This window comes from Streptacidiphilus sp. EB103A, from assembly GCF_041261405.1.
Taxonomy (GTDB): domain Bacteria; phylum Actinomycetota; class Actinomycetes; order Streptomycetales; family Streptomycetaceae; genus Streptacidiphilus.
Genome location: NZ_JBGCAQ010000003.1, coordinates 335726 through 362461, shown reverse-complemented (window position 1 = coordinate 362461; position 26736 = coordinate 335726). Strand labels below are relative to the sequence as shown.

The following is a 26736-nucleotide window of genomic DNA, read 5'->3' as shown; positions in this document are numbered from 1 at the left end:
ACCGAGACGCGTCGGACCAGCGAACGGCAGCGATCCCGAACCCCGACGACTCGGTTCCCGGAGCCGCCGCCCCCGACGACGGCGCCACGGTGTGGCTGCTGCGCTCGCGCGGCTGCTGGCAGGCCGCCGCCGCACTGCTGGAGCCGGCCGCCGCGCACTCCGCCGAGGCGGCGCTGGAGCGGGCCGAGCTGCTGATCGAGCGCGCGCTCTTCGAGAACCGGGGCTGGGGCGAAGCCGAATCCGCGCTGCGGCTGGCCGAGGCCGGCGCGCGGGTCGACACCACTCGCGCCGCGGCGGCCTGCGCGCGCGGCTACCTCGCCTACTGCGCGACCCTGCTCCAGGTCCACGACCGACTGGACGAGGCCCAGATGGCCCTCGGCCGGGCCTCGGCCATGCTGCCGCCGGACGCACCGGGCCGTCCGCTGCTGGACTTCCGCCGCGGCCTGGTCGCCGAGAACCTGCTGAAGGACCCGGCCGCCGCCCGCACCACCTACCGCCGCGCCCACGCCGGGGCCGAACAGCAGCGGGACGACCTGCTGCTCTCCTACACCTGGCGGCATCTCGCCTCGATCGCCCAGCAGGACGGGAACCTGGCCGGGGCCAGGCACGGCTTCGCCGAGTCACTGCGGCTGCGCGAGCTGGTCGGCTTCGCCATCGGCATCGCCCCCGCGCTGGCCGCGCTCGCCGAGGTCTCCCCCAGCCCGGAGGCCGTCCTGCTGCGGGCCCAGGCCGCCCGCCTGGTACGGACGTTCGGCGACGTACCGGTGTGGCTGGCCGAGGAGCGCGATCCGGACGGCCTGCGGCCCGACCAGCGCGCCGATCAGCGGGACGGGCAGGCGCCGGGGCGGGCGTAGAGGCTGACCTCGACGCCCCGGACCTCCAGGCTGGTGCACTTCTGGAAGCCGGCGGTCAGCGCCGCCTGCTTGGCCTTGTCCCGGCTCGCAGCGGTCGGAGAGGGGCCCTTGCCCTTGGTGCGGACGGTGATGATCCGGGCGAAGCCGGCCATCCGTGCCTCGATCTGCTGCGGGGTCAGCTCGACACCGCCCAGCGTCGCGGATCCGGCCACCGGAGCGGACAGCGCCAGATCGGTCAGCCCCGCGTAGTCCTGCGGGAAGACCAGCTCGGAATAGCGTCGCGAGGACGGCAGGAAGAGCACCCCGTCCCCCGGCCGGGCGAGCGCGGCGACGGCCCTTGCGGTTCCCTGCAGGTCGTCGGACCGGCTCATCGGTGTGCGCAGCTGGGTCTCGACCGGCAGCAGCAGGAGCAGCGCCAGCGGCACGGCCAGCAGGGCGCGCGGGCCGACCCGGGGCAGTCGTCGTCCGAGCGCGTCCAGCGCCGAGCCGACCAGCAGGGCCAGTCCCGCGTACTCGAACAGGACATAGCGGTCCAGGTAGACCGGGTGCACGAGTGAGACGGCCAGCAGGAGAGCCTGCGGCAGCAGGAGCAGTGGCAGCGCGAACCCACGCAGGCTCACGCCGCCGGCCGGCCGTTGCGGGACCAGCGCGCACAGCGCGCCCAGCAGGCACATTCCGGCGGCGAACAGCACCGTGTCAGTGGTCGGCGCGGTGATCCAGGCGACCTGCTTGGCCTGCTCCGTCCCGACCACGGCCAGCGGCGCCAGGCCGGCCGGCACCGCCGCCATGGCCAGGCACCAGCCCACCCGGACCCGGCGCTCCACCCGGGCCAGTCCGAGCGTCACCGCATGGGCAGCGACGGCCAGCGCCGCGTACTCGTGCAGCAGGCAGGTGGCCAGAGTGGCAGCCGCGTAGCCGCACCAGCGCCCGGGGCCGGGGCGTTCCACGGCCCGGAGCAGCAGCAGTCCGCTGCCCACCACCGCGGCCATGACCAGCGCGTACGAGCGGCCCTCCTGGGCGTACTGCTGGACGGCCGGGAAGACCGGCAGGACCAGCCCCGCGGCGAGCCCGGCGCGCGGTCCGGCGAGCCGGCGTCCGATCAGGGCGACTCCGGCCGCCGCGGCCGTGGTGCCCAGCACCGAGGGCAGCCGGAGCAGCGCCGGGCCGCCGTCGTGGAGCTGGAACATGCCGTGCAGCAGCAGGTAGTACAGCGTGTGCACGGCGTCGACGTGGTGGGCGAGTGCCCAGATCTGCGCGGTGCTGCGGTGCGCGACCTCCAGGCTGACCGCCTCGTCACCCCAGAGGCTGCGGTCCCGGCCGATGCCCCACAGACCCAGCGTCAACGCCAGTACCACAGGAGGCAGCAGCAGGGCCAGGGTCCCGGGCGTCCACTCCGGTCCGCGACGGCCGTCCCCGGGCTGCTCGGAGGGGCGAAGCCGCAGGCCGGAGTGGGTGGGGACGGGGGACATCCGGCCACCCTACCCGGTGCGTACACCAACGATGGATACACCCTTCCGGTGTATCCATCCCAAAAGCATCATGCGCCCCGCAGGTTTGAGCCAGGATGGTTCCCACTTCGGCACCGGCCGGGGCATCCGAGGTTTGGGCAGGGGCATGAGAGTTACCGACATAACGCTGGGGTGGGGCGTCGCGGTCGTCGCGAGCCTCCTTCTCATCGCGGGGCTGGCGACCCTGCTGCGGTCGCGCGGCTCGGCTTCACGCGCGAGCACCGACTCCTGGGAACGGAGCGAGGAACGGCGCCGGAAGAAGGAGGCGCTCTACGGTTCGGCCTCCTACGTCCTGCTGTTCTGCTGCGCCGCCGTCGCCGCCGCGCTGTCCTTCCACGGGCTGGTCGGCTTCGGTCTGCAGAACCTGGGGCTCTCCGGCGGCTGGGAGTACCTGGTGCCGTTCGGGCTGGACGGCGCGGCGATGTTCTGCTCGGTGCTGGCCGTGCGCGAGGCCAGCCACGGCGACGCCGCGCTGGGGTCACGCATCCTGGTGTGGCTGTTCGCGGCCGCCTCCGCCTGGTTCAACTGGGTGCACGCGCCGCGCGGGGTGGACCACCACGGTGCGCCGCAGTTCTTCGCCGGCATGTCGCTCTCCGCGGCGGTGCTGTTCGACCGCGCGCTGAAGCAGACCCGCCGGGCGGCGCTGCGCGAGCAGGGCCTGGTGCCGCGGCCGCTGCCGCAGATCCGGATCGTGCGCTGGCTGCGCGCGCCCAGGGAGACCTACGCCGCCTGGTCGCTGATGCTGCTGGAGAACGTCCGCAGCCTGGACGAGGCCGTCGACGAGGTTCGCGACGACAAGCGGCAGCGCGAGATCGAGCGGCACGAGCAGCGCCGGGCCTCCCGTCATGAGCGCGCCGAGCTGCGGGCGCTGAGCAGCCGGGGCTGGTCGCGCGGGCTGCGCGCGCGGGCGGAGCTGCCCGCGTCGGCCGGTCCGCGGACGGCGGGGGGCGAACGCTCGCCGGCCGCGGAGCCCGTCATAGCGGGCAACGACCCGCTGGAGACGGAGACGCCGAGGATCGAGACAGCAAGGATCGAGACGCCGGTGGTCGAACTGCCGGTGCGGCCCAGGCCGGAGGAGCGGACCTTCGACCTGTCGGCCGAGGACGACACGCTGACCCTGCCCCGGCTGGACTCGCTGGAGCAGAAGCTGAAGGACCTGGAGCAGCTCTACGGCTGAGGTTCCGGCGCCGCCTCCGGCTTCGGCTCGGGGGCGGCCCCGGCCGTCGGCTGACGGTGGATCAGCTCGAACCACATCCGCTTGCCGCTGCCGCGCGGGTCCACGCCCCAGGCGTCGGAGAGCGCTTCGACCAGCATCAGCCCGCGCCCGGAGGATGCCTGCTCCCCGGGCGTGCGGCGCCGGGGCCAGAGGTCGGACTCGTCGTCCACCTCGACCCGGAGCCGGGCCGGGCCGGCCGGGCCGCCCTCCCGGTAGAGCCGGGCGGTCAGCAGCGCGTCCCGGTCGGTGTGCACCAGGGCGTTGGTGATCAGCTCCGAGGTCAGCAGTTCGACGGTGTCGGCGAGGTCGCCGACACCCCAGCGCCGTACCGCGTCGCGCAGCTCGCCGCGCACCTCGGAGATCTGCGCCAGGTCGGCCTGCTGGATCCGGCGGCGCAGCTGCCGCGGGCGGTTCTCGGCCGGACCCTCCCAGCGGAGCAGCAGCAGCGCGATGTCGTCGTCCCGCTCATGGCTGTCGGCGGCCTGCTCCTCCAGCCGGTCGGCCAGCGCCTCCAGGGCGGCCGGCCCCTCGGGGTGCGGACCGGCGATGGTCCGGCGCAGCCGCTCCATGCCCTCGTCGATGTCGATGCTGCGGGTCTCCACCAGTCCGTCGGTGCAGAGCAGCAGCAGTTCCCCGGGGTCCAGGGTGAAGCGGGTGACCGGGTAGGCGCTGTCGGGGTCGATGCCCAGCGGCAGCCCGCCCGCCACCGGCTGCACGGCGGCGCTGCCGTCGGCGCGGCGCACCAGCGGGTCCAGATGCCCGGCGCGCACCGCGTAGACGGCGCCGTAGTCGACGTTGACCTCGGCGTAGAGGCAGGTCGCGAAGTGCCCGGTGTCCAGGTCGGCGAGGAAGCGGGAGGCACGGGCCATCACGGCGGCCGGCGGGTGGCCCTCGGCGGCGTAGGCGCGCAGGGCGATCCGCAGCTGGCCCATCACGCCGGCGGCGTGCACATCGTGCCCCTGGACGTCCCCGATGACCAGTCCGACATGACCGCCGGGCAGCGGCACCACGTCGTACCAGTCGCCGCCGATCTGCAGCCCGGTCCCGGCCGGGAGGTAGCGCACGGCGGTGCTGAACCCGGGCAGCGGCGGCACCCGGCGCGGCAGCAGCACCCGCTGCAGGCCCGCGGCCAGCTCGTGCTCGGCGTCGTGCAGCCGGGCCCGGGCCAGCGACTGGGCGACCATGCCGCCCAGGGTGCTGAGCAGGGTCCGGTCCTCGGCGTCCAGGGACCGTTCCTCGGTGAAGCTGACCAGGCACACTCCCAGCGGGCGACCGCTGGCGATCAGCGGGAGGAAGGCCCAGGTGCTGTGCCGTGAGTGCACGACCGGCGCCCAGGCGACGGGGAAGCGCTCCTGGTACTCGGGCCGGCTGGAGATGAACACCGGGGTGCGGGTGCGCAGCGCCAGCGCCGCAGGGTGGTCGGCGTCCAGCGGGACGTGGTTGTGCGGCGGCGGCGCGGTGTCCGGGTCGTAGCCGGTGGAGCGCAGGATCTGGATCCGGCCGTTCTCCAGCGCGGCCAGGATCAGCCCGTCCGGCGGGATGCCCGGGAGCGGCAGCTCGGTGAAGACCCGGGCGACGTCGTTCATGGTGGTCGCCTCGGACAGGGCCCGGGCGGCTTCCTTGATGAAGCGGGTGCGCTCCTCGCGGAGCACCGCGAGATGGTCGGCGCGGACGCGTTTGTGCAGCTCAGCGGTGGCGTCCCAGACAAAGCCGACCATGTGCGAGGGCCTGCCCCGCTCATCGGCCAGGACCCGGCCGCGGAAGCGGACGGCGTGCATCTCGCCGTCGGCGAAGACGGTGCGGTAGTAGGCGCCGCACTGGCCCAGCGTCTCGACGGCCCTGGCCACCCGGCGTCGCACGATCGGGGCGTCGTCGGGGTGCAGCATGGCGAGGAAGGACTCGGAGTTCATCGGCGGGGGGCGGTGGCCGGTCCCGTCGTCGAGGGGGATACCCAGGATGAGGCAGGCGCGGTCGTCGCCGTCGACCAGGTCGGTGTGCAGGTCCCAGTCGAAGGAGCCGATCCCGTTGGCGGCCATGGCCGGCGCCAGCCAGGCGGGAGCGGCCTCGCCGTTGGTCTCGGCGCCGCCGTTCTGGGGGCCCGCCGCCAGAAGGCCGGATGCCGGCAGGAACGGGAAGCCCGGAAGGTCGGCGGGCGGGCGCGGCGACGGCGACTGGGGTGCGGACGCCATTGCTCTCCCTGCCGGTCGTGGTCGGTGATTCTTCGCCGTCGGCAACCCGCTGAACAGCGGGTCGGCGACTCAGTGAATCCTCACGTTTATCTTGGCTTCATCCTGTCGGATGAAGGTATCAGCGGCAATGCCGGAATCGGAGCCCGGCGCGTCCTCCGATTCAGCCCTCGGTGACCAGGGAAAGCCGAGGGTGACCCCACAGGAGGTGGCTGTCGTGCACGACGACCGTCGCATGGTGGAAAGCCGTCTGGAACGGGCGGTGTCGCAGTTCGTCCACCCCGCCCGCTATCCGCTGACCGTGCCGCTGCAGGTGTCGGCCTGGCACGCCCCGGGCGAGCCGGTGCCGGTGCAGGAGGCCCTGAAGGCGGAGTACCGGCCGTTCGAGACCGGCGGGGAGTGGGGCGGGCCCTGGTCCACCACCTGGTTCCGGTTCCAGGGCGAGGTTCCTCCGGAGTGGGCCGGACGGCGGGTCGAGGCCCTGCTCGACCTCGGCTACGGCGGGGCCTGGCCGGGATTCAACGCCGAGGCCCTGGTCCACGACCGGGACGGGGTCCCCGTCAAGGGCATCCACCGGGACAACCGCTGGATCGCGGTCGGCGCTCCGGTCGCCGGTGGCGAGCGGGTGGAGCTGCTCGCCGAGACCGCGGCCAACCCCGACATCCTCGGCAACGGCTTCCGCCCCACTGCCCTCGGCGACCGGCTGACCGGCGGCGACACCCCGCTCTACCGGCTCGGCCGGGCCGAACTGGCCGTCCTGGACGAGCAGGTCTTCCACCTCGATCTGGACATCGAGGTGCTCAGCGGCCTGATGCACGAGCTGAGCACCGAGGACCCGCGCCGGCACGAGATCCTGCGCGCCCTGGAGCGGATGCTGGACATGCTGGACCTGCACGACGTCCCCGGAACGGCGCTCGAAGCACGAGACCAGCTCGCGCATATGCTCGCGCGCCCCGCGCACGCAAGCGCACACCGGCTCTCCGCGGTAGGGCACGCCCACATCGACTCGGCCTGGCTCTGGCCGCTGCGGGAGACCGTCCGCAAGACGGCCAGGACCTTCGCCAATGTCACCGCGCTGGCGCAGGACTATCCGGAACTGGTGTTCGCCTGCTCACAGGCCCAGCAGTACGCCTGGACCAGGGACCACCAGCCGCAGATCTGGCAGCGCATCAAGGACGCCGTGGCGGCCGGGAACTGGGCCCCGGTCGGCTCCATGTGGGTGGAGTCCGACACCAACATGCCCGGCGGCGAGGCCCTGGCCCGGCAGCTGGTGCACGGCAAGCGGTTCTTCCTGGACGAGCTGGGGGTGGAGACCGAGGAGGTCTGGCTGCCCGACTCCTTCGGCTACACCGCCGCGTTCCCGCAGCTGGCCCGGCTGGCCGGGGTGCGCTGGTTCCTCTCCCAGAAGATGTCCTGGAACGAGACCAACCGGATGCCGCACCACAGCTTCTGGTGGGAGGGCATCGACGGCAGCCGGGTCTTCACCCACTTCCCGCCGGTCGACACCTACAACGCCACCGTGTCGGGGAACGAGCTGGCCCGGGCCGTGCGCACGTTCAGCGACAAAGGGCTGGCGACCCGCTCGCTGCTCCCCTTCGGCTACGGCGACGGCGGGGGCGGCCCCACCAGGGAGATGCTGGAGCGGGCCCGCCGGGTCCGCGACCTGGAGGGCTCGCCGCGGGTGGTGGTCGAGGCGCCGTCGGCCTTCTTCGCCGCGGCGGAGGCCGAGTACGGGGCGGCGGCACCGGTCTGGTCCGGCGAGATGTACCTGGAGCTGCACCGCGCCACCTACACCACCCAGGCCGCGACCAAGCGCGGCAACCGCCGCAGCGAACACCTGCTGCGCGAGGCAGAGCTGTCGGCCGCGAGCTTCCTGCCTGCGGCGGAGTACCCCTACGAGGAACTGGACCGGCTCTGGAAGACGGTGCTGCTGCACCAGTTCCACGACATCCTGCCGGGCAGCTCCATCGCCTGGGTGCACCGGGAGGCGCGGGAGACCTACCGGGCGGTGGCGGAGGAGCTGGAGGCCCTGATCGCCTCCGCCTGCCCGGCCGGCGACGGGGAGGACGGCGACCGGATCCTCAACGCCTCCTCGTTCGACCGGGCCGAAGTGCTGGACGGCCGGTGGGCGCAGGCCCCCGCGCTGGGCGTCGGCACCCTCTCGGCCGGCCTCCCGGCCGGGATCGCCCCGGTCCGGACCGCCTCCTCGCCCGACGGCACCGTCCTCGACAACGGACTGCTGCGCATCACGGTCACCCCGGACGGCCTGCTCGGCTCGGTCCTGGACCTGACCGCCGGCCCGGTCGGCCGTGAAGCCCTGGCTGCGGGAACCTACGGCAATCTGCTCCAGCTCCACCCGGACCACCCCAGCAAATGGGACGCCTGGGACATCGACCGCCACTACCGCCGCCGCTGGACCGACCTCACCGCGGCGGAGTCGGTGACCGTGGCCTCGGACGGCCCGATGAGCGCCACCGTCCGGGTGGAACGCGCCTTCGGCGCATCACGCATCGTCCAGCTGCTGACCCTCGACGCCGGATCGCCGCGGCTGCTGATCGACACCGACATCGACTGGCAGGAGTCGGAGAAGGTGCTCAAGGCCGCCTTCCCGCTCGACGTCCACGCCGACCGCTCCAGCTCCGAGATCCAGTTCGGTTACGTCCAGCGCCCCACCCACGCCAACACCAGCTGGGACGCCGCCCGCTTCGAGATCTGCGCGCACCGGTGGGTCCATGTCGGCGAGCCCGGCTACGGCATCGCCGTCGTCAACGACTCCACCTACGGCCATGACATCAGCCGCGACGGATCCACCACCACCGTCCGGCTGACCCTGCTGCGCTCCCCGCACTCCCCCGACCCGGAGACCGACACCGGTCGCCACCGCTTCCGCTACGCCCTGCAGCCCGGCGCGACCCTGACCGACGCGGTCGCCGCGGGCCACGCCCTCAACCTCCCGCTGCGCCGCACCGCCGCCGCACCGGCGCCCCCGCTGATCTCCCTCACCGGCCCCACCACCGCTGTCGTCGAGTCCGTCAAGCTCGCCGACGACCGCTCCGGCGACGTGGTCGTCCGCCTCTACGAATCCCTCGGCGCCCGCACCACCTGCACCCTCCACCCCGCCTTCCCCCCGACCTCAGCCACCCTCACCGACCTCCTCGAACGCCCCACCACCCCGCTCTCCCCGGCCCCCGACGGCACACTCACCCTCCCCCTCCGCCCCTTCCAGATCCTGACGGTGCGGCTCCGCCGGGAGTGAGCCGGACCGCAGTCCGGTCACCGCCACGAACGGTCCTTGCTGGACATCGACCCGGCCCTCGGGGTTCAATGCCAGCGAGGGTTTGAACGGCGTTCTAAAGACCGGGACGAGGCATTGTGCGACTGACACCGACCGAGCGGGACCGGCTGCTGCTCTTCACCGCCGCCGAGCTGGCCCGTGCGCGGCGGGCGCGCGGGGTGCGGCTCAATGTGCCGGAGGCGACCGCGCTGATCGCCGACACTGTGTGCGAGGCCGCCCGGGACGGCAGGCGGCTGGCCGAGGCGGTCGAGGCCGGGCGGTCCGTGCTCACCGCGGCGGACGTCCTGCCCGGTGTTCCGGACGTGGTGACCACGCTGCAGGTGGAGGCGGTGTTCGACGACGGGACCAGGCTCTGCGTGATCGACGACCCGTTCCGCGGCGCGGGATCGCTGGGGCCGGACGCCCCGGGGGCCGCGCTGCCCGGCGCGGGCGAGGGCTATCAGCCGCCCGAGCCGCCGGTGCGGCTGCCGGTGCGCAACACCGCGCCGGTGCCGATCAGCGTCACCTCGCACTTCCACTTCTTCGAGGCCAATCCCCGGCTCGCCTTCGACCGCGCCGCCGCCTACGGCACCCGGCTGGCCATCCCGGCCGGCTCCACGGTGCGCTTCGACGCGGGCGCGACCGTGGAGGTGGAACTGCAGCCGATCGCCGGCGCCCGGGTCGCCATCGGCTTCGCCGGCCTGGTGGACGGCCCCCTGGACGCCCCCGGCGCCAGGGAAGCGGCGCTGGAGAAGGCCCGCGCCACGGGATATCTGACGCAGTACCAGGAGGACGGCCAGTGACCGCCAGCGGTTTCGACGCCCACGGCTGCCACGGCCGCCCCGGGCCCAGCAGCACCATCACCCCCGCCGACTACATCGCCGTGCACGGTCCGCGCGCCGGCGACCGGGTCCGGCTGGGCGACTCGGGCCTGATCGTCCGGGTCGAGTCCGACTCCCAGCAGCCCGGCGAGGAGTTCCTGGCCGGCTTCGGCAAGACGGCCAGGGACGGCCTGCACCTCAAGGCCGCCGCCGTCCGCGACACCTGCGACGTCGTGATCAGCAACGTCCTGGTCATCGATGCCGTGCTGGGCATCCGCAAGACCAGCATCGGCATCCGTGACGGCCGGATCCACGCCATCGGCCGGGCCGGGAACCCGGACACCCTGGACGGGGTGGACGTCGTGGTCGGCACCGGCACCAGCATCGTCTCCGGCGAGGGCATGATCGCCACCGCCGGAGCCATCGACACCCATGTGCACCTGCTGTCGCCGCGGATCATGGAAGCCTCGCTGGCCTCCGGCGTCACCACGATCATCGGCCAGGAGTTCGGCCCGGTCTGGGGCGTCGGCGTCAACTCGCCCTGGGCGCTGCGGCACGCGTTCAACGCGTTCGACGCCTGGCCGGTGAACATCGGCTTCCTGGCCCGGGGCTCCTCCTCGGACGGCGCGCCGCTGGTCGAGGCCCTCGCCGAGGGCGGCGCCTCCGGCTTCAAGGTGCACGAGGACATGGGCGCCCACGCCCGGGCCCTGGACACCGCGCTGCGGGTCGCCGAGGAGCACGACGTCCAGGTCGCCCTGCACACCGACGGGTTGAACGAGTGCCTGTCCGTCGAGGACACCCTCGCCGTGCTCGCGGGCCGCACCATCCACGCCTTCCACATCGAGGGCTGCGGCGGCGGGCACGTCCCCAATGTGCTGAAGATGGCGGGCGTCCCCAATGTCATCGGATCCTCCACCAACCCGACCCTGCCCTTCGGCCGGGACGCGCTGGGCGAGCACTTCGGCATGATCGTCTCCGCCCACGACCTCAAGGTCGACCTGCCCGGCGACGCCGCCATGGCCCGCGACCGGATCCGCGCCGGGACGATGGGCGCCGAGGACGTGCTGCACGACCTGGGCGTCATCGGCATCACCTCCTCCGACGCCCAGGGCATGGGCCGGGCCGGCGAGACCGTGCGCCGGACCTTCGCGCTGGCCGGGAAGATGAAGTACGAGCTCGGCCCGATGGACGGCACAGGTTCGTTCGGCGAAGTGAACGGCGGCGACGACAACGAGCGGGTGCTCCGCTACATCGCCAAGCTCACCATCAACCCGGCCATCGCCCACGGCCTGGCCCACGAGATCGGCTCCATCGAGGTCGGCAAGCTCGCCGACCTGGTGCTCTGGCGCGCCGACCACTTCGGCGCCAAGCCGCAGCTGGTGCTGAAGTCCGGCTTCCCCGCCTACGGCGTCACCGGTGACCCCAACGCCTCCACCGACCGCTGCGAACCGCTGGTACTGGGCCCGCAGTTCGGGGCGCACGGGGCGACCGCCGCCGACATCTCGGTGGCCTTCGTCGCCCGGGCCGCCGTCGACAACGGCGACGCCATGCCGACCCGCCGCCGCCGCGTCGCCGTCCGCAACACCCGCGGCATCGGCCCGCGGGACATGCTGCGCAACGGCCGCACCGGCACGGTCGACGTCAACCCCGCCACCGGGCTGGTCTCGCTGGACGGCGAACTGCTGCAGTCCGTCGCCGCCGAATCGGTGTCCCTCAGTCGCCTCTACTTCCTCTAAGGACAAGCACCATGACGAACCATCAGACCCCGGCCGAGCTGGGCTACTCCATGCCCGCCGAATGGCAGCCGCACGACCGCACCTGGATGGCCTTTCCCACCCCCAACGAGACCTTCGGCGGCGAGGACCTGCACGCCGCCCGCGCGGCCTGGGCGGCCGTCGCCAACACCGTGGTCCGCTACGAGCCGGTCACTCTGGTCGTCAATCTCGGCGAGACCGAGGCGGCCCGCGGCTATGTGTCCGCCGAGGTCGAGATCGTCGAACGGCCGCTGGACGACGCCTGGATGCGCGACATCGGCCCCACCTTCCTCACCGACGGCAAAGGCGGACTGGCCGCCGCCGACTGGGTCTTCAACGGCTGGGGCGCCCAGGAATGGGCCAGTTGGGAGCACGACCAGCACATCGCCGAGGAGGTCAGCGCCCTGGCCGGGGTCCGCCGCTTCGCCTCCCGCCTGATCAACGAGGGCGGCGGCATCCACGTCGACGGCGAGGGCACCGTACTGCTCACCGAGACCGTGCAGCTGGGCGAGGGCCGCAACGCGGACTGGACCAAGGAGCAGGTGGAGGCGGAGATCCACGCCCACCTGGGCACCACCAAGGCGATCTGGGTCCCGCGCGGGCTGACCCGCGACTACCAGCGCTTCGGCACCCGCGGCCACATCGACATCGTCGCCGCCTTCCTCAGGCCCGGCACCGTCGTCGTCCACAGCCAGCCCGACCCGGCCCACCCCGACCACGAGGTCACCCGGCAGATCGCCGACCTGCTCCGAGCCTCCACCGACGCCCGGGGGCGCCGACTGGAGGTGGTCGAACTCCCGGCCCCCACCGTCCTCTTCGAGGAGCACGGCGAACCCGTCGACTACTCCTACATCAACCACTACCTCTGCAACGGCGCAGTCGTCCTCTGCGCCTTCGACGACCCCCGCGACCAGTCCGCCGCCGAACTGTTCGCCCATCACTTCCCGGACCGCAAGGTCGAGTTGGTCGACGCCCGGGAGATCTTCGCAAACGGGGGCGGCATCCACTGCATCACCCAGCAGCAGCCCTCGGCCTGAAGGAGGCGACGGGCCCGGCGCGGCGGGCCGCTCAGTGGGGTGTCCGGACCTCCAGCCAGACCGTCTTACCCCGGTCGGACGGGACGGTGCCCCAGGCGTGGGCCAGGCGGGCGACGATGTGCAGGCCGTGGCCGCCCGGGCGGGCGGCCTCGTGCGGGGTGCGCGGGCGGGGCGGGTCCGGGCTGAGGTCGGAGACCTCCACCCGCAGTCGCTCGCCGGTGCAGCGCAGTGCCAGTTCGGTCGGTCCGCCGGCGTGCAGACAGGCGTTGGTGACCAGTTCCGAGACCAGCAGCAGCACGTCCTCGGCCACCGCCCGCTGCTCCGCGGTCTCCCCGGGGAGCCATTCCCAGTCGGTCAGCGCCTTCCGGGAGAAGTCACGGGCCCGCCCGACCGGAGCGGCGGTGCCGGTCAGGGCGAGCCGCCGGATCTGGCCGCCGGGCGGCAGCACCGGGGAGCGCCTGATGGTGTCCTGTCCCATCACACGGCCGCCAGGGCGTCGTCGAGATCCGGATGGATGCTGAACACCGTTCCGGCGCCGGTGATGTCGAACATCCGCACCACATGGCCGCGCAGGGCGGCCAGACGGATCGAGATGCCCTGCTCGTCGGCCTGCAGCCGGGCCGTCAGCAGCACATTGAGCCCGGTGGAGTCGCAGAAGAGCAGCCCGGCGCAGTCCACGACCACGGTCGGCGTGTGTCCCGGCCGGCCGGCCCGCGCCAGCGCCTGCGCCAGTCGTTCCCGCAGCGCGGGGGCGGTGTCGTGGTCCAGCTCACCGGTGAGGGCGAGCACCGTGGCGGGTCCGACGGGACGAAGCTCCACCGCGAAGCGGGGGATCGCGTCCGCACCGCCTGCGACGACCTTTCGGCTCATCTCGGCACCTCCCTGGGCTCGGTGAGCACCGGTCACTCCTCGACGAGCAGGTGCGACCGCAGCGTTTCCAGCGCCCGGGACAGCAGCCGGGAGACATGCATCTGCGAGATCCCGAGCTCCTCGCCGATCTGAGCCTGCGTCAGCTCGGCGCCGAAACGGAGCGACAGCAGCGTCCGCTCGCGCTCGCTGAGCCGGCCGATCAGCGGCTTGAGCGACTCCAGGTTCTCGATGCCCTCCAGCCCGGGGTCGACCTCCCCGACGCGGTCCGCGAAGGAGCCCTCGGTCTCGTCCTCACCGGGCTGGGCGTCCAGGGAACTCACCGAGTAGGCGTTGCTGGCGACCAGGCCCTCGCAGACCTCCTCCTCGGTGATGCCGAGGTGCGCGGCGAGCTCGGCCGCGGTCGGGGCGCGGTCCAGCGTCTGCGAGAGGTCGTCGCCGGCCCGGGCCAGTGCCAGCCGCAACTCCTGGAGCCGGCGCGGCACATGGACGGCCCAGCTGGTGTCCCGGAAGAAGCGCTTGATCTCGCCGAGGACGGTGGGCAGGGCGAAGGTGGGGAACTCGACCTCGCGGGCCGGGTCGAACCGGTCGATGGCCTTGATCAGGCCGATCGTGCCGACCTGGACGATGTCCTCCATCGGCTCGCTACGGGTGCGGAACCGGGCGGCGGCGAAGTGGACCAGCGCCAGGTTGAGCTCCACCAGGGTGTTGCGCACGTACTGGTACTCGTGCGTGCCCTCCTCCAGCGTCGCCATCCGGGCGAACAGCACCTTGGACATGGCCCGGGCGTCGGCGGGGCCGACAGCGGCAGGACGCAGCGCGGTAGGGACGGCGAAGGCAGGCAGTGCCACGTCCGCGACGGGTTCGGCGGACCGCCGCGGGACGGCGGTGGTGCTCCTCGTCATGACCTCGGTCCTGCTGTGCATGGTGCTCCTCCCTGGGACGGGACCGGCGTGAACGGCTTCCACGCGGTCGATCGCTCACTGATCGGGACTGACTTCGGGCCGTCGTGTACCCGCGTCCGCCGACCTCATGCGCCGGGGAGCCGGATGATTTCGGACGGGCGCTCCGGTCCGGCTGCTTTACTGGCTTAGAACGACATTCCAACGCCATCGGAGGGACCGGCGTGTCAGACCGGGAGCAGGGCCGACGCCCCGCGCCGCCGCGCGAGGAGGTGTTCGCCGCCGCGATGGACGCCATCGCCCGGCAGGGGCTGGCCGCGCTGACCATGGCCGCGCTCGGACGACGCCTCGGCATGAGCGCCGGACATCTCCTCTACTACTTCGGCAGCAAGGACCGGCTGCTGCTGGAGACCCTGGGCTGGAGCGAGGCCGAACTGGGCGAGCGCCGCCGCGCCGCGCTCGCCTCGGACGCGCCGGCGGCACGGCAGCTGGACGACTACGTCGCCCTCTACCTGCCCACCAGGGCCGGCGACCCGCGCTGGGCCCTGTGGGTGGAGGTGTGGGGCCGCTCGCTCGCCGTCGAGGCGATGCGCACCGGGCAGGCCGCGATCGAGGCCGCCTGGCGGACCGACCTGGTCGCGCTGCTGCGCCGGGGCATCGCCGCCGGCGAGTTCCGCGCCGTCGATCCGGAGCGCTTCGCGGTACGGCTCGGCGCGCTGCTGGACGGCTTCGGCACGCCCGTGGTCACCGGAGTCCCCGGGGCGAGCCGGGAGGCCGCGCTGGCACACATCGGCGAATACCTGGACGACTCCCTTCACCTGCGCTGATCGTCCCGGGCCGGAGCCGGGAAGCCGATGGACGGCCACCCGACCGCTCGGTAGCATCAGCCCCCCGCCGCCGATGAGCGGGCTTTCTCTGGTGGAGTCACTGTGTCCTGTCCGTCCTGCTCCTCCCCGTACGTCGACCCCTACGGACGGTGCTCCGCCTGCGGCTGGGGCGGCGGCGCCCAACCCTCGGCCTACTACCCCGTCGCCTACACCGTTCCCTCCGCACCCACCGGCCTGGCGCTGGCCGTGCAGATCCTGTTCGGCGCCAGCCTGCTGACGTCGCTGCTGTTCCTCGGCCTGGACGGCTACGGCATGGCGCTGTCCCACTCCATAGGCGTGGACGGAGCCGGCAGCCACTGGGACGCGGCCACCGCCACCCTCGGGGGGTCCGCGCTGCTCCTGGTCCTGGAGATGCTGCTGATCCTCGGCACGGGCATCACCTTCATCATGTGGTTCTTCAAGTCCGCCAAGCTCTCCGCTGTGCTCGCCCCTGGGCAGCAGCGGCTGGGCCCCGGCTGGGCGATCGGCGGCTGGTTCGTCCCGCTCGCCTACCTGGTGCTTCCCCGGTTGGTGGCCGGGGACATCTGGCGGGCCAGCGAGCCGCTGACCGAGCAGCGGGTGTGGAAGCCTCGAACGCGGCTTGTGACGTTCTGGTGGCTCGCCTTCGCCCTCAGCCAGGTGGTGATCGCGCTGCCCTATTTCCCGATGAACATGATGGTGCAGCACAACAACGAAACGGGTGACGACACGACCGCGTCGGTCGCCACGGCATGGTTCGTCCTCGCGTTCGTGATCGGAGCGCTGCGGATCGCGGCGGCCGTGCTGGGCATCCTGATGGTGCGCCGGGTGACCAGTCGCCAGCAGGTGCGCATCATGCAGGGCCCGGGGGCGGGGCACCCGTACTCGATGGCCGCGGCGATGCGGCCGCCGGTCTACGGGACCGTGCCGGCGCCTGCCCCCTACCAGCCGCCGCAGGACGCGGTTCCGGCTCCAGCGCCGGCTGACGCACCGGCCGTGGAACTGGCCAAGTCCACCGCCGAACCTGCCGAATCGGCGGTGCCCGAGGAGTGACCGCGCCCGAGCCCGGTCAGTCCTCCCAGATCGCCGCCGCCGTGCGGTCCGCCGCATAGCCCTCGGCGCGGACCTGGATCTGCCGCAGGAAGTCGACCTGGCCGGGCGGGTGCGGATGCGCCCAGTGGTCGGCGAGGAAGTCGGACACCGCGGGCTCCTCGCGCAGCGGCTGGTCCAGGCCCTCGCTGCAGAGCAGCAGCACGTCCCCGGGTTCGGGCACCACCACCCGGAACCGGAAGCGGTCCGGGCTGCGCGGCGCCGCCGGCTTGTCGGCCCCGCCGCCGTTCGGCTGCTGCGAGCCGACCAGCCGCCGCCCGGCGTACGCGTCGTACCAGGCGTCGTCGCCGAGCAGCAGCAGCCCGCCGGGGCCGAGGCCGAACCCCGCTCGCAGCCTGCTGGTCGGGTCCAGCGGAGCGAGCAGCGCGTGCAACGACCCGCCGGTACCGCTGAGTTCGGTGGACGAGCCGGACTCCGGCACCCGTTGCAGCCGGACCGCGGCGCGGGCGGTGAGCCGCTGCAGTCCGTAGCGCAACCGCTCCTGCGCGCCCACCCGCAGGTCGGCGAGCAGCTCGCTGCGGCTGCGACCGACCGAGGCGGCCAGCTGGCGGCAGGCGTCGTCCGCGACCGACGGGCTCTCCTCGGGGGGCGGGGTCGCCATGACGACCAGCAGCAGCGCCTCGCTGCCCTCGCCGAAGCGCAGGGTCAGCAGCCGGTCGGCGCGGACCTCACCGCGACGGCGGGCCCTGTCCCCGCGGACCGAGGCGGCGCGCAGCGTCATGGTGCCGTAGCGGGCCCCGTCCAGGGCGGTGTCCGGGACCATGCCGACGAGCAGGTCGGGGTCGGCGGCCGGCAGCGCCGCGGGTTCCGGCTCGTCGTCGGACGCCGGCTCCCCCGCGCGCGGCGGCAGCGGCCGGGCCGCGGGCACGGTGATCCGCGGGACGGTGGGCGGGGCCGTCGGCCTGCTCGGTGCGGCACTGGGCAGCGGTGGGACCGGGAGGTCCGGGATGTCGTCGAAGGGGTCATAGGGATCGAACGACTCGTCAGTCACCGTCCCCTGCCCGTCACTCACGGAATCGGCTGGCGCCCGCGGCGGGGGGACGGCCCTGGGGTCGGCCTTCAGCGCCGGTATCCGGGGCGGACGCACCGGCAGCGGCGGCAGCGGCGGCGGCTCGGCGGCGTCCTTCGGCGGTACGGCATCCTGCGGCGGTGCGGCATGCTGCGGCGGTGCGTCGACCAGCGTGGGCGGACCGGCCGGGGCGGCGTCCTCCGGGCTCTCGTCGCGGGGTGCTGACGGGGGTGCCGACGGGGGCGACGGCGCCGCGCCGCTCAGCATGCCGCTGGCCGAGTCGAACCAGTCGTCCACCGACCCGGGCCCGGCATCGGCCCGCGGCGCGTCGGGGACCTCGTCCCCCGGCCCCTCGTACACGGCATCCCACCAGGAACCGTCCGCCCCACCCGACGCGGGTCCACCCTGGCTGCTCATCGATTCGTCTCCTCAGCGACAATTCCGCACCCCGGACGGACGCCATTGTCCACGTCCCGACCCCGCTCACCGGGCGGAACGGGCGAATCGGATCACCCCGTGGCGCGCAAGCACACTTCCTCCACAGGGTCCCGACTACCCGGAAAGCGCCTGGCCAGGCATGATGACCTTGAAGTACTCCGGTTGCTCCAGCTTCCCGGGCGGGACGGCGACGCGAAAGCGAGGCGGGTCAGGTGCTTGGCTTCGTCGGTCTGGACGACGTGAGCGAAGAGGTCTACCGGCTGCTCGTCGGCCTGGGCTCGGCCGCGATCGACGAGCTCGCGGGCAAGCTCGGCCTCCGCCACGGCCAGGTGGCCGACTCCCTGACCGTGCTGGAGGGCCTGGGCCTGGTCGCGCAGTCCACGATCGAGCCCGGCCGACTCGTGGCCGCGCCGCCCGCGGTCGCCCTCGGAGCACTCCTGTCCCAGCGCAGGCACGAACTCACCCAGGCCGAGCAGTCGGTGGAGATCCTGGCACAGGAGTACCGCCGCAACGCCGTCGGCCTCACGCTCGGCGACCTCATCGAGGTCGTCACCGGGGCCGACGCCGTGCGCCACCGCTTCGAACAGCTGCAACTGGGCGCGGAGCAGGAGGTGCTGGCTCTGGTCACCAGCTCCCCGGTGGCCGTGAACGGCGACGACAACGAGGCCGAGCCCGCCGCGGTGGCGCGCGGGGTCGACTACCGGGTGGTCCTGGAGCGCGCCGCGCTGGACGATCCCGCCAACTCCGTGGCGCTGTTCACCGCCCTGGACCGGAACGAGGAGGTCAGGGTCGCCGACCGGGTGCCCACCAAGCTGATCATGGCGGACCGCTCGCTGGCGATGCTGCCGCTCCGTCCGCTGAACGCCCCCGGCGAACCCTCCGCGCTGATCGTCCGTGCGGGCGGCCTGCTGGAGGCCATGACCGGGCTGTTTGAATCCGTCTGGGAGTCGGCCCTGCCGCTGCGGGTGTCCGAAGCCTCCGGACGGCGCGCGCTGGTGCGGGACGCCGGCGAGCAGCCGGAGGACGTGGACCTGCAGATCCTCTCGCTGCTGCTGGTGGGGCTGACCGACGTGAGCGTCGCCAAGCAGCTCGACCTGGGTCTGCGCACGGTGCAGCGCAGGGTCAAGCGGCTGATGGACCTCGCCGAGGTCACCACCAGGATGCAGCTCGGCTGGCATGCGTACGAGCGCGGCTGGGTCTCCCGCTAGGAGCGGTGCCGGCGTCGCACACTAGTCTGTGGTCATGTCCGATCCTGCCTCCCGCACCACAACCGCCGTGAACCCCGCGCAGGTGCAGCGCCTCACCGACGTGGTGACCCAGTTGCGCCGGGCCCTGCGCAGCAGCATCCGCACGGACTACCCGTGGGAGTCGCTGCCGATGGCCCAGATCGAGCTGCTGCAGACGCTGGCCACGGGACCGCTGCGGGTCGGCGAACTGGCGGCGCGTCAGCGGCTGGCGCCGAACACGGTCAGCGGGCTCATCGGGAAGCTGCTGGAGTCGGGCTTCGTGGACCGGCAGGCCGATCCCGGCGACCGCAGGACCGCGCGGATCGCGGTGACCGAGGCCGGACACCGCCAGCTCGCCGACTGGCAGCAGGCGCACGAGCGGCGGATGGCCGCGGCGTTGTCGTTGATCTCGGCGGAGGACAGCGCAGCGGTCCTGGGGGCACTGGGTGGGTTGGAGCGACTCGCAGTAGCCCTCGGAGCCGAACCACCGACTACCTAAGGGGCGCGGGGAACTGCGCGACCAACCCTCTACGGAGGTGCATGGTTGGCAGCGCAGTTCCTCGCGCCCCTTCAGGCCGACTCCAGGCCGAGCAGCAGGCGCTTGGCATCAAGCCCTGCGGCGAACCCGGTGAGCGCGCCGTTGGCACCCAGGACGCGGTGGCAGGGGCGGACGATGAGCAGCGGGTTGGCCCCGACCGCCCCGGCGACCGCCCGTACCGACGTGGCGGGTCGGCCCGCTGCCGTGGTGAGCTCGCCGTAGGTGACGGTGGCGCCGTAGGGGATGGTGTCGAGGGCGTCCCACACCCGTTGCCGGAACTCACTGCCGACCGGGGCCAGTGGCAGGTCGAACTCCTTGAGCTCGCCCTCGAAGTACGCGGTGAGCTGGGCGACGGCTGCGGTGAACGGCGCCGGGTGCTCGGTCCAGGCCGGGTCGGGGCGGCTCACCTGCCCCTTCATGCTGGGTGCGAGCACGTGCGAGAGCCGTCCCTGCCCGTCCGCCACCAGCAGCAGCGCGCCGAGCGGTGAGTCCATCGTGGTGTAGCTGGTCATCACATACTCCCTCGTCAGTTCTTCTTGTCAGCTTCAGTGGCCGCCACCCACAGGTGGTGCACCGCGTACGAGCGCCAGGGGCGCCACCCCGCCGGGTCGACGGTCTCGGGCGCGCCGGCGGCAGCCAGCCCGTGGCGGACGCCGATGTCGGTCGGGAGATGGGCGTCCGGGTCGCACAGGGCCCGCATCCGCACATAGGAGACGGTCCACGGGCCGATCCCCGGCAGGGCCAGCAGCGCGGCCGCGGCCTGCTCCCGGTCCACGCCAGGGCTGAGGTCCACCTCGCCGGAGGCCAGCGCCGCGCACAGTCCGCGCAGCGCCCGCTGCCGTGCGCCCGGCATCGCCAGGTCCGCGGGGTCGGCCTCGGCGAGGGCCGCGACCGCCGGGAACAGCGAGGTCAGACCCCCGTCGGCGGCGGGCAGCCGTTCGCCGTAGCGCTCGACGAGCCGCGCGGCCAGGGTGCGCGCGGCTGCGACCGTCACCTGCTGGCCCAGCACCGCGCGGACGGCGAGCTCATGCGGGTCGACATGGCCGGGCGACCGCAGCCCGGGTCGGGCGGCGACCAGCGGGGCCAGCCACGGGTCCACGCCCAGGACCCGGTCCACGGCGTCCGGGTCGGCGTCCAGGTCGAACAGGGCGCGCAGCCGCTGGACGGCGGCGGTGAGGTCACGCAGCGAGGTGAGCCGCAGCCGGCAGTCCAGCCAGCCCTGCGGCTTGCGCGGCTGGTCGACCTCGGCGACGCCGGGGCCGCCCGGGAGCGCCAGCGTGCGGCGGTAGCTGCGGACCGCGCCCCTGCCGCGCGCGGCGGTGACCTCCTCGACGCCGGGCACTGCCCGGACCGCCAGGAAGTCGAAGAGATGTGCGGCGTCCAGCGGCTGACGGTGGGCCAGCCGCAGCGGGATCGTCCCCGGCACCGGGTCCGGCTGCGACGGGCGGGCCGGCCTGTGGCGCAGCTCGGTCGGCGTCAGCCCGTAGACCTCGCGCATGGTGTCGTTGAACTGGCGGACGCTGGCGAACCCGGCCGCGAAGGCGGTGTCCGTCGCGCTGAGGTCGGTGGTCTGCAGCAGCAGCCGTGCGGTGTGGGCGCGCTGGGAGCGGGCCAGAGCGAGCGGTCCGGCGCCGAGCTCGGTGACCAGTTCGCGGGTCAGGTGCCGCTCGCTGTAGCCGAGGCGGGTGGCCAGGCCGGAGACGCCCTCCCGGTCGACCACGCCGTCGCCGATCATCCGCATGGCGCGGCCGACCAGGTCGGCGCGCAGGTTCCAGTCCGGCGAGCCCGGGACGGCGTCCGGACGGCAGCGGCGGCAGGCCCGGTAGCCACCGGCCTGGGCAGCGGCCGCGCTGGGGTAGAAGTGCACATTCTGACGCTTGGGGGTCATCGCCGGACAGCTCGGACGGCAGTAGATGCCGGTGGTCCGCACTGCGGTGAAGAACACGCCGTCGAAGCGTGCGTCGCGGCTGCTCACCGCCCGGTAGCTGCTCTCCTCGTCAATCACATGCCCCAGTCTGCGGTATCCGGGAGGCGATGACTGGCGGGAATCGGACACGACGGTTCGGCCGGTTCTGCTGGCGGAATCTTCACGACCCCCGGCGTTCACGCCACTCGTGAGCGCCCCGGCCGGAGCGGAATGATCGGTGCAACGCGAGGCCGACCGGCCTGCCGCCCCCGAGGAGTCGCCATGACGACCACCACTCCCACCAGTGCCGTTCTCTCCGTCCCCGCGGCGGCACCGGCCGTGGCCGCCGCCCACTTCGCCGCCCGGCTGGCCTTCGAGGCCGACGTCTCCGACGTCCACGCCGACCTGGAGGCCGGCGTCCCGGGGCTCGTCGTCGTGGACACCCGCAGCGAGGCCGCCTGGGCGCAGGGACGCGTCCCCGGCGCGGTCCACATCCCCACCGCCCGGATCGCCGAGCTGGCCCCCGGCCTGATCGCCCCCGGCTCCACCGTGGTCACCTACTGCTGGGGCCCGGGATGCAACGGAGCCACCCGCGCCGCCCTCGCCTTCGCCGGCCTCGGCCACCCGGTCAAGGAGATGCTCGGCGGCTTCGAGTACTGGGTCCGCGAGGGCTTCCCCTTCGACAGCGCCCAGGGCCCCGAGCAACGCCCGGTCGACGACCTCACCGCCCCGCGCTCAGGCATCTCCTGCGCCTGCTGACCGGCCCGAACGGGTTCTCTTCAGCTGCCGTACCCCCAGTCCTGGGAGATCCCGCGCAGCACCTCCGGGACCTGTGTCGCGGCCGGGAGCGGGCGGGCCTGCTGGACCTGGCCGGAGGCGATGTTCTCGCTCCAGTCGCCGAAGTAGGGTTTGAAGGGGCCGTGTTCCTGCTTGCCGTAGTCGAGCATCTGCGGTTCCCAGTCGACGCCGAGGTAGCTGCAGATGCGGCGGGTCTCCCGCTCGGGGTCGGCGGTGAGGTCCTCGTAGGTGACGGTGAGGCCGTCGAGACATCGGCGCGCTTCGTCCACCGCGTTGACCTGGGTCCGCACGTCGTCGATCGCCCGCTCCAGGGTGAAGTCCTCGTGCCTGGTCAGGAGCGACTCGACGACCGAACCCGGGTGGCGGAGCAGGAAGAGGTAGCGGGCGTTGGGCCAGGCCGAGGAGATGCGGCGCCAGATGAAGGCGTTGGAAGGGGTCTTGTCGACGATGAGGTCCTTGCCGCTGCGGCGCAGTTCGTGGTCCAGCACCCCGTCCCAGAGCAGGTGCTCCAGCGACTGACGGGCCAGGCCGAGTTCGTCCATGATGCTGTCCGCATAGTCCGCGCTCAGCTCGACCTGGAGCGAGTCCAGGTGCAGCTCGTGCGGGGCGCGGATGCGCGAGTGGCTGTTCAGGAGCACGCGCAGCAGGGTCGAGCCGGAGCGCTGCGTGGAGATCACAAAGACCGGGGAGTCGACCAGCCGTGGACTCGCCCCCCGGTCCGGCAGCTGGATCGTGCGCCGGGGCTTGACGCCCGGCGGCCGGAAAGCCTCGATCAGGTGCTTCGACCTGCGTCGGACTGCCCGTCCGACCACCTTGCTGCGCTGCGTCTGCTCCATGAGGGACAAGACTCACGTAGTTTTCCTAATGAATTCTAAGGATCGAATGAGCGCAGCGTGTGACGGGAGACTCCCAGGAAGCCCACAGCGCCCGGAGATGCGGGTGAGGGAGGCTCGCGGACCGCGGGCCTCCCTCTATTCTTACGTTGCTCATCTCACTTGAAGGTGACCGTCACCGTCGTGAATCCGAGCGAACCGAGCAGCCCCTTGAGCATGGCGCTGGTGTTCTGCTCCGCGCGGGTGGTCAGCCCGCTGGCAGCGGCCGCGGTCTGGATCTTCTGCACGGCCAGGATGTTCAGCTGCTGCTGGTCGTTGGGGTCGCTGGAGAAGAAGTCGCCGATGCGGTTGAACAGCCCCCGGCTCTCCGCGTAGGTGTAGGAGTTCTTGGGGTCGAGCGCCGCCTTGTCCAGCGCGGCGTGCGGGAGCACGATGGTCGCGCTCCTGCGGTCGCTGCTGACCGTCACCCCGGCCTTGCCCATGTCCACGTACGAGCCGACGGTGCCGGCCGCGACATAGAGGGTGCGCTTGCCGAGCAGTGCCGAGGGCAGGAACTTGGCCTCCTTGTCGATGTCGACCACCAGTTGGAAGTTGCCGTCGGCCGCCTCGTAGCGGCTCATGTTCTCGATGGACTGGAGCACCGCCGGCTGGCTGCGGTCGACGGTCGTGGTGCCGAACGGATTGGGCAGCGAGGGAAGCCAGTTGAACTTCCCGGCGGCGAGGAAGAGCGCAACGATCACCACGAAGGTGATCGGGATGCTGATGTACCAGGGGACGCGGCGCCGGGCGTACCGCCGCTCCTCGACGACGGGCCGCTCGGTCTCCGTCGCGTCGCCACGCAGGGACCTCATGGTTGTCTCCTCTGCCAGGGGTGCCGGGGACGTCGCTCCGACGCCCTCGACCACCTCCTACCCCGTACCCGCCGACCCAAGGACATGTCAGTTCGACGGTCGGGCAACAGGATTGTCACCGCGTGATCCCGAACTGCCGTCCGGTGTGGGAATCGGACGGATCGGGCACCAGTCAGGTAGGCGGACGGCGGGAGGTCGCGATGGTCGGCGTGGTGATGGTCGGCATCGTGATCGCCCTGCTGGTGCTCGCCGCCATCGCCTTCACGCTGTGGCAGGACGGCCAGGGCCTGCCCCGCAGCCTCTCCAGGTATCGGAGGGCCCGGCGCAGGCCCCCCGACAACTCACCCCCGAGTGACTGAGCCCCGCCTGACGCACCGAAGGACCGGCGTGTCAGCGCCGCCCCTTCGCCCGTGCCACCGCCTCCCTTTCCCGGTCGGCGGCCTTCCAGCGCCGCAACTGCTCGGCGCGCAGCCGGGCGTCGGTCCGCGAGGCGATCCACTCGTTCTCGCGCCGCAGCTTGCGATAACTGTCCAGTCGGCGCTGGTCCAACGCGCCCTCCCGCAAAGCCTTCAGGACGGCGCAGCCCGGCTCGGCGACATGGCCGCAGTCGCCGAAGCGGCAGTCCACCGCCAGCGCCTCGATCTCGCTGAACGCCTGCTGCAGGCCCTGCGCGGCGTCGAACATGCCGACTCCGCGCAGCCCCGGGGTGTCGATCAGGACGCCCCCGCCCGGCAGCGGCAGCAGTTCCCGGGCGGTCGTGGTGTGCCGGCCCTTGCCCGCGCCGCCGATCGGACGGACCTCCATGGCGGCCGAACCGGTGCGCCCGGTCAGCGCGTTGGCGAGGGTGGACTTGCCCGCGCCGGAGAGCCCGACCAGGGCGCTGGTGCCGGGCAGGCGGCCGCCGAGCTCCGCCATGCCGTACCCGGTCAGGGCGCTGACCACGAGGACGCCCACACCGGGGCTGACCATTTCGACGTCCGCCCTGATGTGGTCCCCGTCGGGAGCGGCGTCCGCCTTGGTGAGCACCACCAGCGGCTGGGCCCCGCTCTCCCAGGCCAGGGCCAGAAAGCGTTCGACCCGCCCCAGGTCCGGCTCGACGGACAGCGAGACGGCGATCACGACGGTGTCGACATTGGCCGCCAGCACCTGTCCCTCGGAGCGCTTGGAGGAGGTGGACCGCACCACGGAGGTACGGCGCGGCAGCAGCGCGCGAACGGCACGCTCGGCATGGCCGGCCGCCGCGGGGCCGACGGCCACCCAGTCGCCGGTGCAGACGTAGTGCAGCGGGTCGTGCACGGCGACCGGCGCGATGTCGGCGCGGAGCGGAGTGACCTCGCCTCCGTCCGCGACCACGACCTCGCAGAGGCCGCGGTCGACCCGGACGACCCGTCCGGGCAGCAGACCGGCTGCGGCGTGTTCGGTGAACTGTGCGGCACACAACTCGTCCCAGCCGTAGCCGGCGAGCGGGTGTGCGGTGGTGATGTGCAAGGGAAACCCTTCGAAGGGCGGCCCTGTGACGTCAACTGAGGTGGCGTCAGCCAGTGGCCGCAGGAGTGGGACCGATGTGCTTCACCGTGATCGCCATCAATGTCCTCACCTCCTCTTTCCGGGTACGCGGTGGCCACCGTAACCGGCAGTCGGCGCCCGCTGCCAACGATTATTTCGGCCCGACAGCCGTGCAACCAAGTCGAACGAAGTTGCGTGAGGCTATTCGAGAACATTGAGATGCCTGTGGGGGGACCATGAACGCGCAGAACAGCACCGTCCGCCGGAAGAACGGCCTGATCGGCTCGGGGGCAGCGGCCCTCGTCGCGCTGGCGCTGGCCGGCTGCTCGGCGGGCGGCAGCGGAACCGGCTCGAACGCGGCCGCCGGCCTCGGCGCGGCGCCGAGCGCGAGCGCGAGCACCGGGGCCGCGGCGTCCTCCACTCCCTCGGCCGCGCCGAGCAGCCCCTCGGCCTCGCCCTCCCCCACCGGGCCGACCGTGCCCGAGCCCGCCGTCCTTTCGGACGCGCAGATCAATATCGCCGAGGGTCAGACCGTCGGTGTCGGCATGCCCGTCTCGGTGACCTTCCCGCACCCGGTCCCCGCCTCGCAGCGGGCCGCGGTGGAGCAGTGGCTGACGGTGCAGGCCGGCGGCGTCACCGGGGCCTGGAGCTGGATCAGGGACCGCGATCTGCTGGACGGCGAGCGGGTGGACTTCCGTCCACAGAGCTACTGGCAGACCGGCACTCAGGTGACGGTGCGTCTGGGATCGGGAACGGTACGGCACTTCACCGTCGGCCGCTCGCTGATAGCCACCGTCGACGTGCACACCCACCAGATGACCGTGGTCAAGGGCGGGAAGACCACCCGCATCCCCATCACCGCCGGCCGGCCCGGGCTGGACACCTGGAACGGCGTCATGGTGGTGCTCGACAAGGCGCAGAAGGTGCTGATGGATTCCCGCACCGTCGGCCTCGGTGACGCCTACAAGGGCTACTACTACTGGGCGGTGCACATCACCACCTCCGGGACCTACGTCCACCAGAACCCGCGGGCCGACACCTACGGGGGCAAGGAGAACGTGACCCACGGCTGCGTCGGCCTCGCGGACGACGGCACCGCCCAGGACTTCTACAACCAGGTGATCCCCGGCGATGTCGTCAAGGTGGTCAACTCCACGGACACCGTCGCCGCCGGCAACGGGTACGGCGACTGGAACCTGAGCTGGACGCAGTGGCTGGCCGGCAGCGCCCTGAAGGGCGCCGCCGGCTCGTAACTGA

Annotated in this window: 24 protein-coding genes; 13 read left to right on the top strand and 11 right to left on the bottom strand. The window is 72.7% G+C overall.

The genetic code is table 11. The features are described 5' to 3' along the window. Positions 1 to 32: 32 nt before the first annotated feature. Positions 33 to 854: a hypothetical protein gene (locus ABH941_RS06795; RefSeq protein ID WP_370127760.1), complete on the top strand. Its 822-nt coding sequence runs from the start codon at positions 33 to 35 to the stop codon at positions 852 to 854. Here the strand turns inward: ABH941_RS06795 and ABH941_RS06790 are convergent. Further along, positions 821 to 2323 carry a glycosyltransferase family 39 protein gene (locus ABH941_RS06790; protein WP_370127668.1) on the bottom strand — a complete coding sequence of 501 codons (1503 nt, stop codon included), beginning with the start codon at positions 2321 to 2323 and terminating at the stop codon, positions 821 to 823. The genes ABH941_RS06795 and ABH941_RS06790 overlap by 34 nt on opposite strands. Positions 2324 to 2468: 145 nt before the next feature. Between ABH941_RS06790 and ABH941_RS06785 the strand changes: the two genes are divergently transcribed. Continuing rightward, complete coding sequence (locus ABH941_RS06785) at positions 2469 to 3539, top strand: DUF2637 domain-containing protein (RefSeq protein ID WP_370127667.1); 1071 nt, start codon at positions 2469 to 2471, stop codon at positions 3537 to 3539. Here ABH941_RS06785 and ABH941_RS06780 read toward each other — a convergent pair. Next, the gene (locus ABH941_RS06780; protein WP_370127666.1) at positions 3530 to 5767 is read right to left on the bottom strand and encodes a SpoIIE family protein phosphatase; all 2238 of its coding nucleotides are present in this window, start codon (positions 5765 to 5767) and stop codon (positions 3530 to 3532) included. The genes ABH941_RS06785 and ABH941_RS06780 overlap by 10 nt on opposite strands. Before the next feature lie 214 nt (positions 5768 to 5981). Here ABH941_RS06780 and ABH941_RS06775 point away from each other — a divergent pair, with 214 nt between their 5' ends. From ABH941_RS06775 to ABH941_RS06760, 4 genes are all read left to right on the top strand, one after another. Further along, entirely contained in the window at positions 5982 to 9020 is a 3039-nt protein-coding gene (locus ABH941_RS06775) for an alpha-mannosidase (RefSeq protein ID WP_370127665.1), read from the top strand. Positions 9021 to 9136: 116 nt separating this feature from the next. After that, positions 9137 to 9841, top strand: coding sequence for an urease subunit gamma (gene ureA, locus ABH941_RS06770; RefSeq protein WP_370127664.1), 705 nt, complete (start codon positions 9137 to 9139; stop codon positions 9839 to 9841). A 56-nt stretch (positions 9842 to 9897) separates the two neighbouring features. Next, complete coding sequence (locus tag ABH941_RS06765; RefSeq protein ID WP_370127759.1) at positions 9898 to 11595, top strand: urease subunit alpha; 1698 nt, start codon at positions 9898 to 9900, stop codon at positions 11593 to 11595. An 11-nt stretch (positions 11596 to 11606) separates the two neighbouring features. Then, a complete protein-coding gene (locus tag ABH941_RS06760; RefSeq protein WP_370127663.1) occupies positions 11607 to 12650 on the top strand; it encodes an agmatine/peptidylarginine deiminase in 1044 nt (347 codons plus the stop codon). A 31-nt stretch (positions 12651 to 12681) separates the two neighbouring features. Here ABH941_RS06760 and ABH941_RS06755 read toward each other — a convergent pair whose 3' ends face one another. From ABH941_RS06755 to ABH941_RS06745, 3 genes are read right to left on the bottom strand one after another with little or no spacing between them, the layout of a single operon-like run. Further along, entirely contained in the window at positions 12682 to 13128 is a 447-nt protein-coding gene (locus ABH941_RS06755) for an ATP-binding protein (protein WP_370127662.1), read from the bottom strand. Continuing rightward, complete coding sequence (locus ABH941_RS06750) at positions 13128 to 13520, bottom strand: STAS domain-containing protein (protein ID WP_370127661.1); 393 nt, start codon at positions 13518 to 13520, stop codon at positions 13128 to 13130. Before ABH941_RS06750 ends, ABH941_RS06755 begins: the two co-directional genes overlap by 1 nt. Positions 13521 to 13552: 32 nt before the next feature. Continuing rightward, entirely contained in the window at positions 13553 to 14443 is an 891-nt protein-coding gene (locus ABH941_RS06745) for an RNA polymerase sigma factor SigF (protein WP_370127660.1), read from the bottom strand. A 200-nt stretch (positions 14444 to 14643) separates the two neighbouring features. Here ABH941_RS06745 and ABH941_RS06740 point away from each other — a divergent pair, with 200 nt between their 5' ends. Both ABH941_RS06740 and ABH941_RS06735 read left to right on the top strand, forming a co-directional pair. Beyond that, a complete protein-coding gene (locus ABH941_RS06740; RefSeq protein ID WP_370127659.1) occupies positions 14644 to 15246 on the top strand; it encodes a TetR family transcriptional regulator C-terminal domain-containing protein in 603 nt (200 codons plus the stop codon). Between the two features lie 102 nt (positions 15247 to 15348). Continuing rightward, on the top strand, positions 15349 to 16317 hold the full coding sequence (locus ABH941_RS06735; protein ID WP_370127658.1) for a DUF4328 domain-containing protein: 969 nt from the start codon (positions 15349 to 15351) through the stop codon (positions 16315 to 16317). A 16-nt stretch (positions 16318 to 16333) separates the two neighbouring features. Here the strand turns inward: ABH941_RS06735 and ABH941_RS06730 are convergent, their stop codons facing one another. Next, positions 16334 to 17800 (bottom strand): cell division protein, encoded by a 1467-nt coding sequence (locus ABH941_RS06730; protein WP_370127657.1) that lies wholly within the window; start codon positions 17798 to 17800, stop codon positions 16334 to 16336. Between the two features lie 233 nt (positions 17801 to 18033). On the opposite strand from ABH941_RS06730, the gene ABH941_RS06725 reads away from it, so the two are divergent. Together ABH941_RS06725 and ABH941_RS06720 are read left to right on the top strand one after the other, a co-directional pair. Beyond that, positions 18034 to 19029, top strand: coding sequence for a helix-turn-helix domain-containing protein (locus ABH941_RS06725; protein ID WP_370127656.1), 996 nt, complete (start codon positions 18034 to 18036; stop codon positions 19027 to 19029). Positions 19030 to 19063: 34 nt separating this feature from the next. Next, a complete protein-coding gene (locus tag ABH941_RS06720) occupies positions 19064 to 19546 on the top strand; it encodes a MarR family winged helix-turn-helix transcriptional regulator (protein ID WP_370127655.1) in 483 nt (160 codons plus the stop codon). Between the two features lie 71 nt (positions 19547 to 19617). On the opposite strand, the gene ABH941_RS06715 is transcribed toward ABH941_RS06720, so the two are convergent. Both ABH941_RS06715 and ABH941_RS06710 read right to left on the bottom strand, forming a co-directional pair. Continuing rightward, a complete protein-coding gene (locus ABH941_RS06715) occupies positions 19618 to 20097 on the bottom strand; it encodes a methylated-DNA--[protein]-cysteine S-methyltransferase (RefSeq protein ID WP_370127654.1) in 480 nt (159 codons plus the stop codon). Positions 20098 to 20111: 14 nt separating this feature from the next. Beyond that, positions 20112 to 21590: an AlkA N-terminal domain-containing protein gene (locus ABH941_RS06710; protein ID WP_370127653.1), complete on the bottom strand. Its 1479-nt coding sequence runs from the start codon at positions 21588 to 21590 to the stop codon at positions 20112 to 20114. A 183-nt stretch (positions 21591 to 21773) separates the two neighbouring features. Here ABH941_RS06710 and ABH941_RS06705 point away from each other — a divergent pair, with 183 nt between their 5' ends. Beyond that, positions 21774 to 22250 carry a rhodanese-like domain-containing protein gene (locus ABH941_RS06705; protein ID WP_370127651.1) on the top strand — a complete coding sequence of 159 codons (477 nt, stop codon included), beginning with the start codon at positions 21774 to 21776 and terminating at the stop codon, positions 22248 to 22250. 20 nt (positions 22251 to 22270) lie between these two features. Here the strand turns inward: ABH941_RS06705 and ABH941_RS06700 are convergent, their stop codons facing one another. Together ABH941_RS06700 and ABH941_RS06695 are read right to left on the bottom strand one after the other, a co-directional pair. Continuing rightward, entirely contained in the window at positions 22271 to 23125 is an 855-nt protein-coding gene (locus tag ABH941_RS06700; RefSeq protein WP_370127650.1) for a sulfotransferase, read from the bottom strand. A gap of 155 nt (positions 23126 to 23280) precedes the next feature. Continuing rightward, complete coding sequence (locus ABH941_RS06695) at positions 23281 to 23973, bottom strand: DUF4230 domain-containing protein (RefSeq protein WP_134010560.1); 693 nt, start codon at positions 23971 to 23973, stop codon at positions 23281 to 23283. Positions 23974 to 24095: 122 nt separating this feature from the next. Between ABH941_RS06695 and ABH941_RS06690 the strand changes: the two genes are divergently transcribed. Next, the gene (locus ABH941_RS06690; protein WP_370127649.1) at positions 24096 to 24332 is read left to right on the top strand and encodes a hypothetical protein; all 237 of its coding nucleotides are present in this window, start codon (positions 24096 to 24098) and stop codon (positions 24330 to 24332) included. A 31-nt stretch (positions 24333 to 24363) separates the two neighbouring features. Here the strand turns inward: ABH941_RS06690 and rsgA are convergent, their stop codons facing one another. Beyond that, complete coding sequence (gene rsgA / locus ABH941_RS06685; protein WP_370127648.1) at positions 24364 to 25461, bottom strand: ribosome small subunit-dependent GTPase A; 1098 nt, start codon at positions 25459 to 25461, stop codon at positions 24364 to 24366. Positions 25462 to 25715: 254 nt separating this feature from the next. Here rsgA and ABH941_RS06680 point away from each other — a divergent pair, with 254 nt between their 5' ends. Further along, on the top strand, positions 25716 to 26732 hold the full coding sequence (locus ABH941_RS06680) for a L,D-transpeptidase (RefSeq protein WP_370127647.1): 1017 nt from the start codon (positions 25716 to 25718) through the stop codon (positions 26730 to 26732). The last annotated feature ends 4 nt before the right edge of the window (positions 26733 to 26736 follow it).

What these genes read in the sequence shown, in the direction of transcription:
- ABH941_RS06790 (WP_370127668.1), bottom strand. Translation starts at nt 2,323, where the DNA reads ATGTCCCCCGTCCCCACCCACTCCGGCCTGCGGCTTCGCCCCTCCGAG.
- ABH941_RS06785 (WP_370127667.1), top strand. Translation starts at nt 2,469, where the DNA reads ATGAGAGTTACCGACATAACGCTGGGGTGGGGCGTCGCGGTCGTCGCG.
- ABH941_RS06780 (WP_370127666.1), bottom strand. Translation starts at nt 5,767, where the DNA reads ATGGCGTCCGCACCCCAGTCGCCGTCGCCGCGCCCGCCCGCCGACCTT.
- ABH941_RS06760 (WP_370127663.1), top strand. Translation starts at nt 11,607, where the DNA reads ATGACGAACCATCAGACCCCGGCCGAGCTGGGCTACTCCATGCCCGCC.
- ABH941_RS06755 (WP_370127662.1), bottom strand. Translation starts at nt 13,128, where the DNA reads ATGGGACAGGACACCATCAGGCGCTCCCCGGTGCTGCCGCCCGGCGGC.
- ABH941_RS06750 (WP_370127661.1), bottom strand. Translation starts at nt 13,520, where the DNA reads ATGAGCCGAAAGGTCGTCGCAGGCGGTGCGGACGCGATCCCCCGCTTC.
- ABH941_RS06745 (WP_370127660.1), bottom strand. Translation starts at nt 14,443, where the DNA reads ATGCACAGCAGGACCGAGGTCATGACGAGGAGCACCACCGCCGTCCCG.
- ABH941_RS06730 (WP_370127657.1), bottom strand. Translation starts at nt 17,800, where the DNA reads ATGAGCAGCCAGGGTGGACCCGCGTCGGGTGGGGCGGACGGTTCCTGG.
- ABH941_RS06720 (WP_370127655.1), top strand. Translation starts at nt 19,064, where the DNA reads ATGTCCGATCCTGCCTCCCGCACCACAACCGCCGTGAACCCCGCGCAG.
- ABH941_RS06715 (WP_370127654.1), bottom strand. Translation starts at nt 20,097, where the DNA reads ATGACCAGCTACACCACGATGGACTCACCGCTCGGCGCGCTGCTGCTG.
- ABH941_RS06705 (WP_370127651.1), top strand. Translation starts at nt 21,774, where the DNA reads ATGACGACCACCACTCCCACCAGTGCCGTTCTCTCCGTCCCCGCGGCG.
- ABH941_RS06700 (WP_370127650.1), bottom strand. Translation starts at nt 23,125, where the DNA reads ATGGAGCAGACGCAGCGCAGCAAGGTGGTCGGACGGGCAGTCCGACGC.
- ABH941_RS06695 (WP_134010560.1), bottom strand. Translation starts at nt 23,973, where the DNA reads ATGAGGTCCCTGCGTGGCGACGCGACGGAGACCGAGCGGCCCGTCGTC.
- ABH941_RS06680 (WP_370127647.1), top strand. Translation starts at nt 25,716, where the DNA reads ATGAACGCGCAGAACAGCACCGTCCGCCGGAAGAACGGCCTGATCGGC.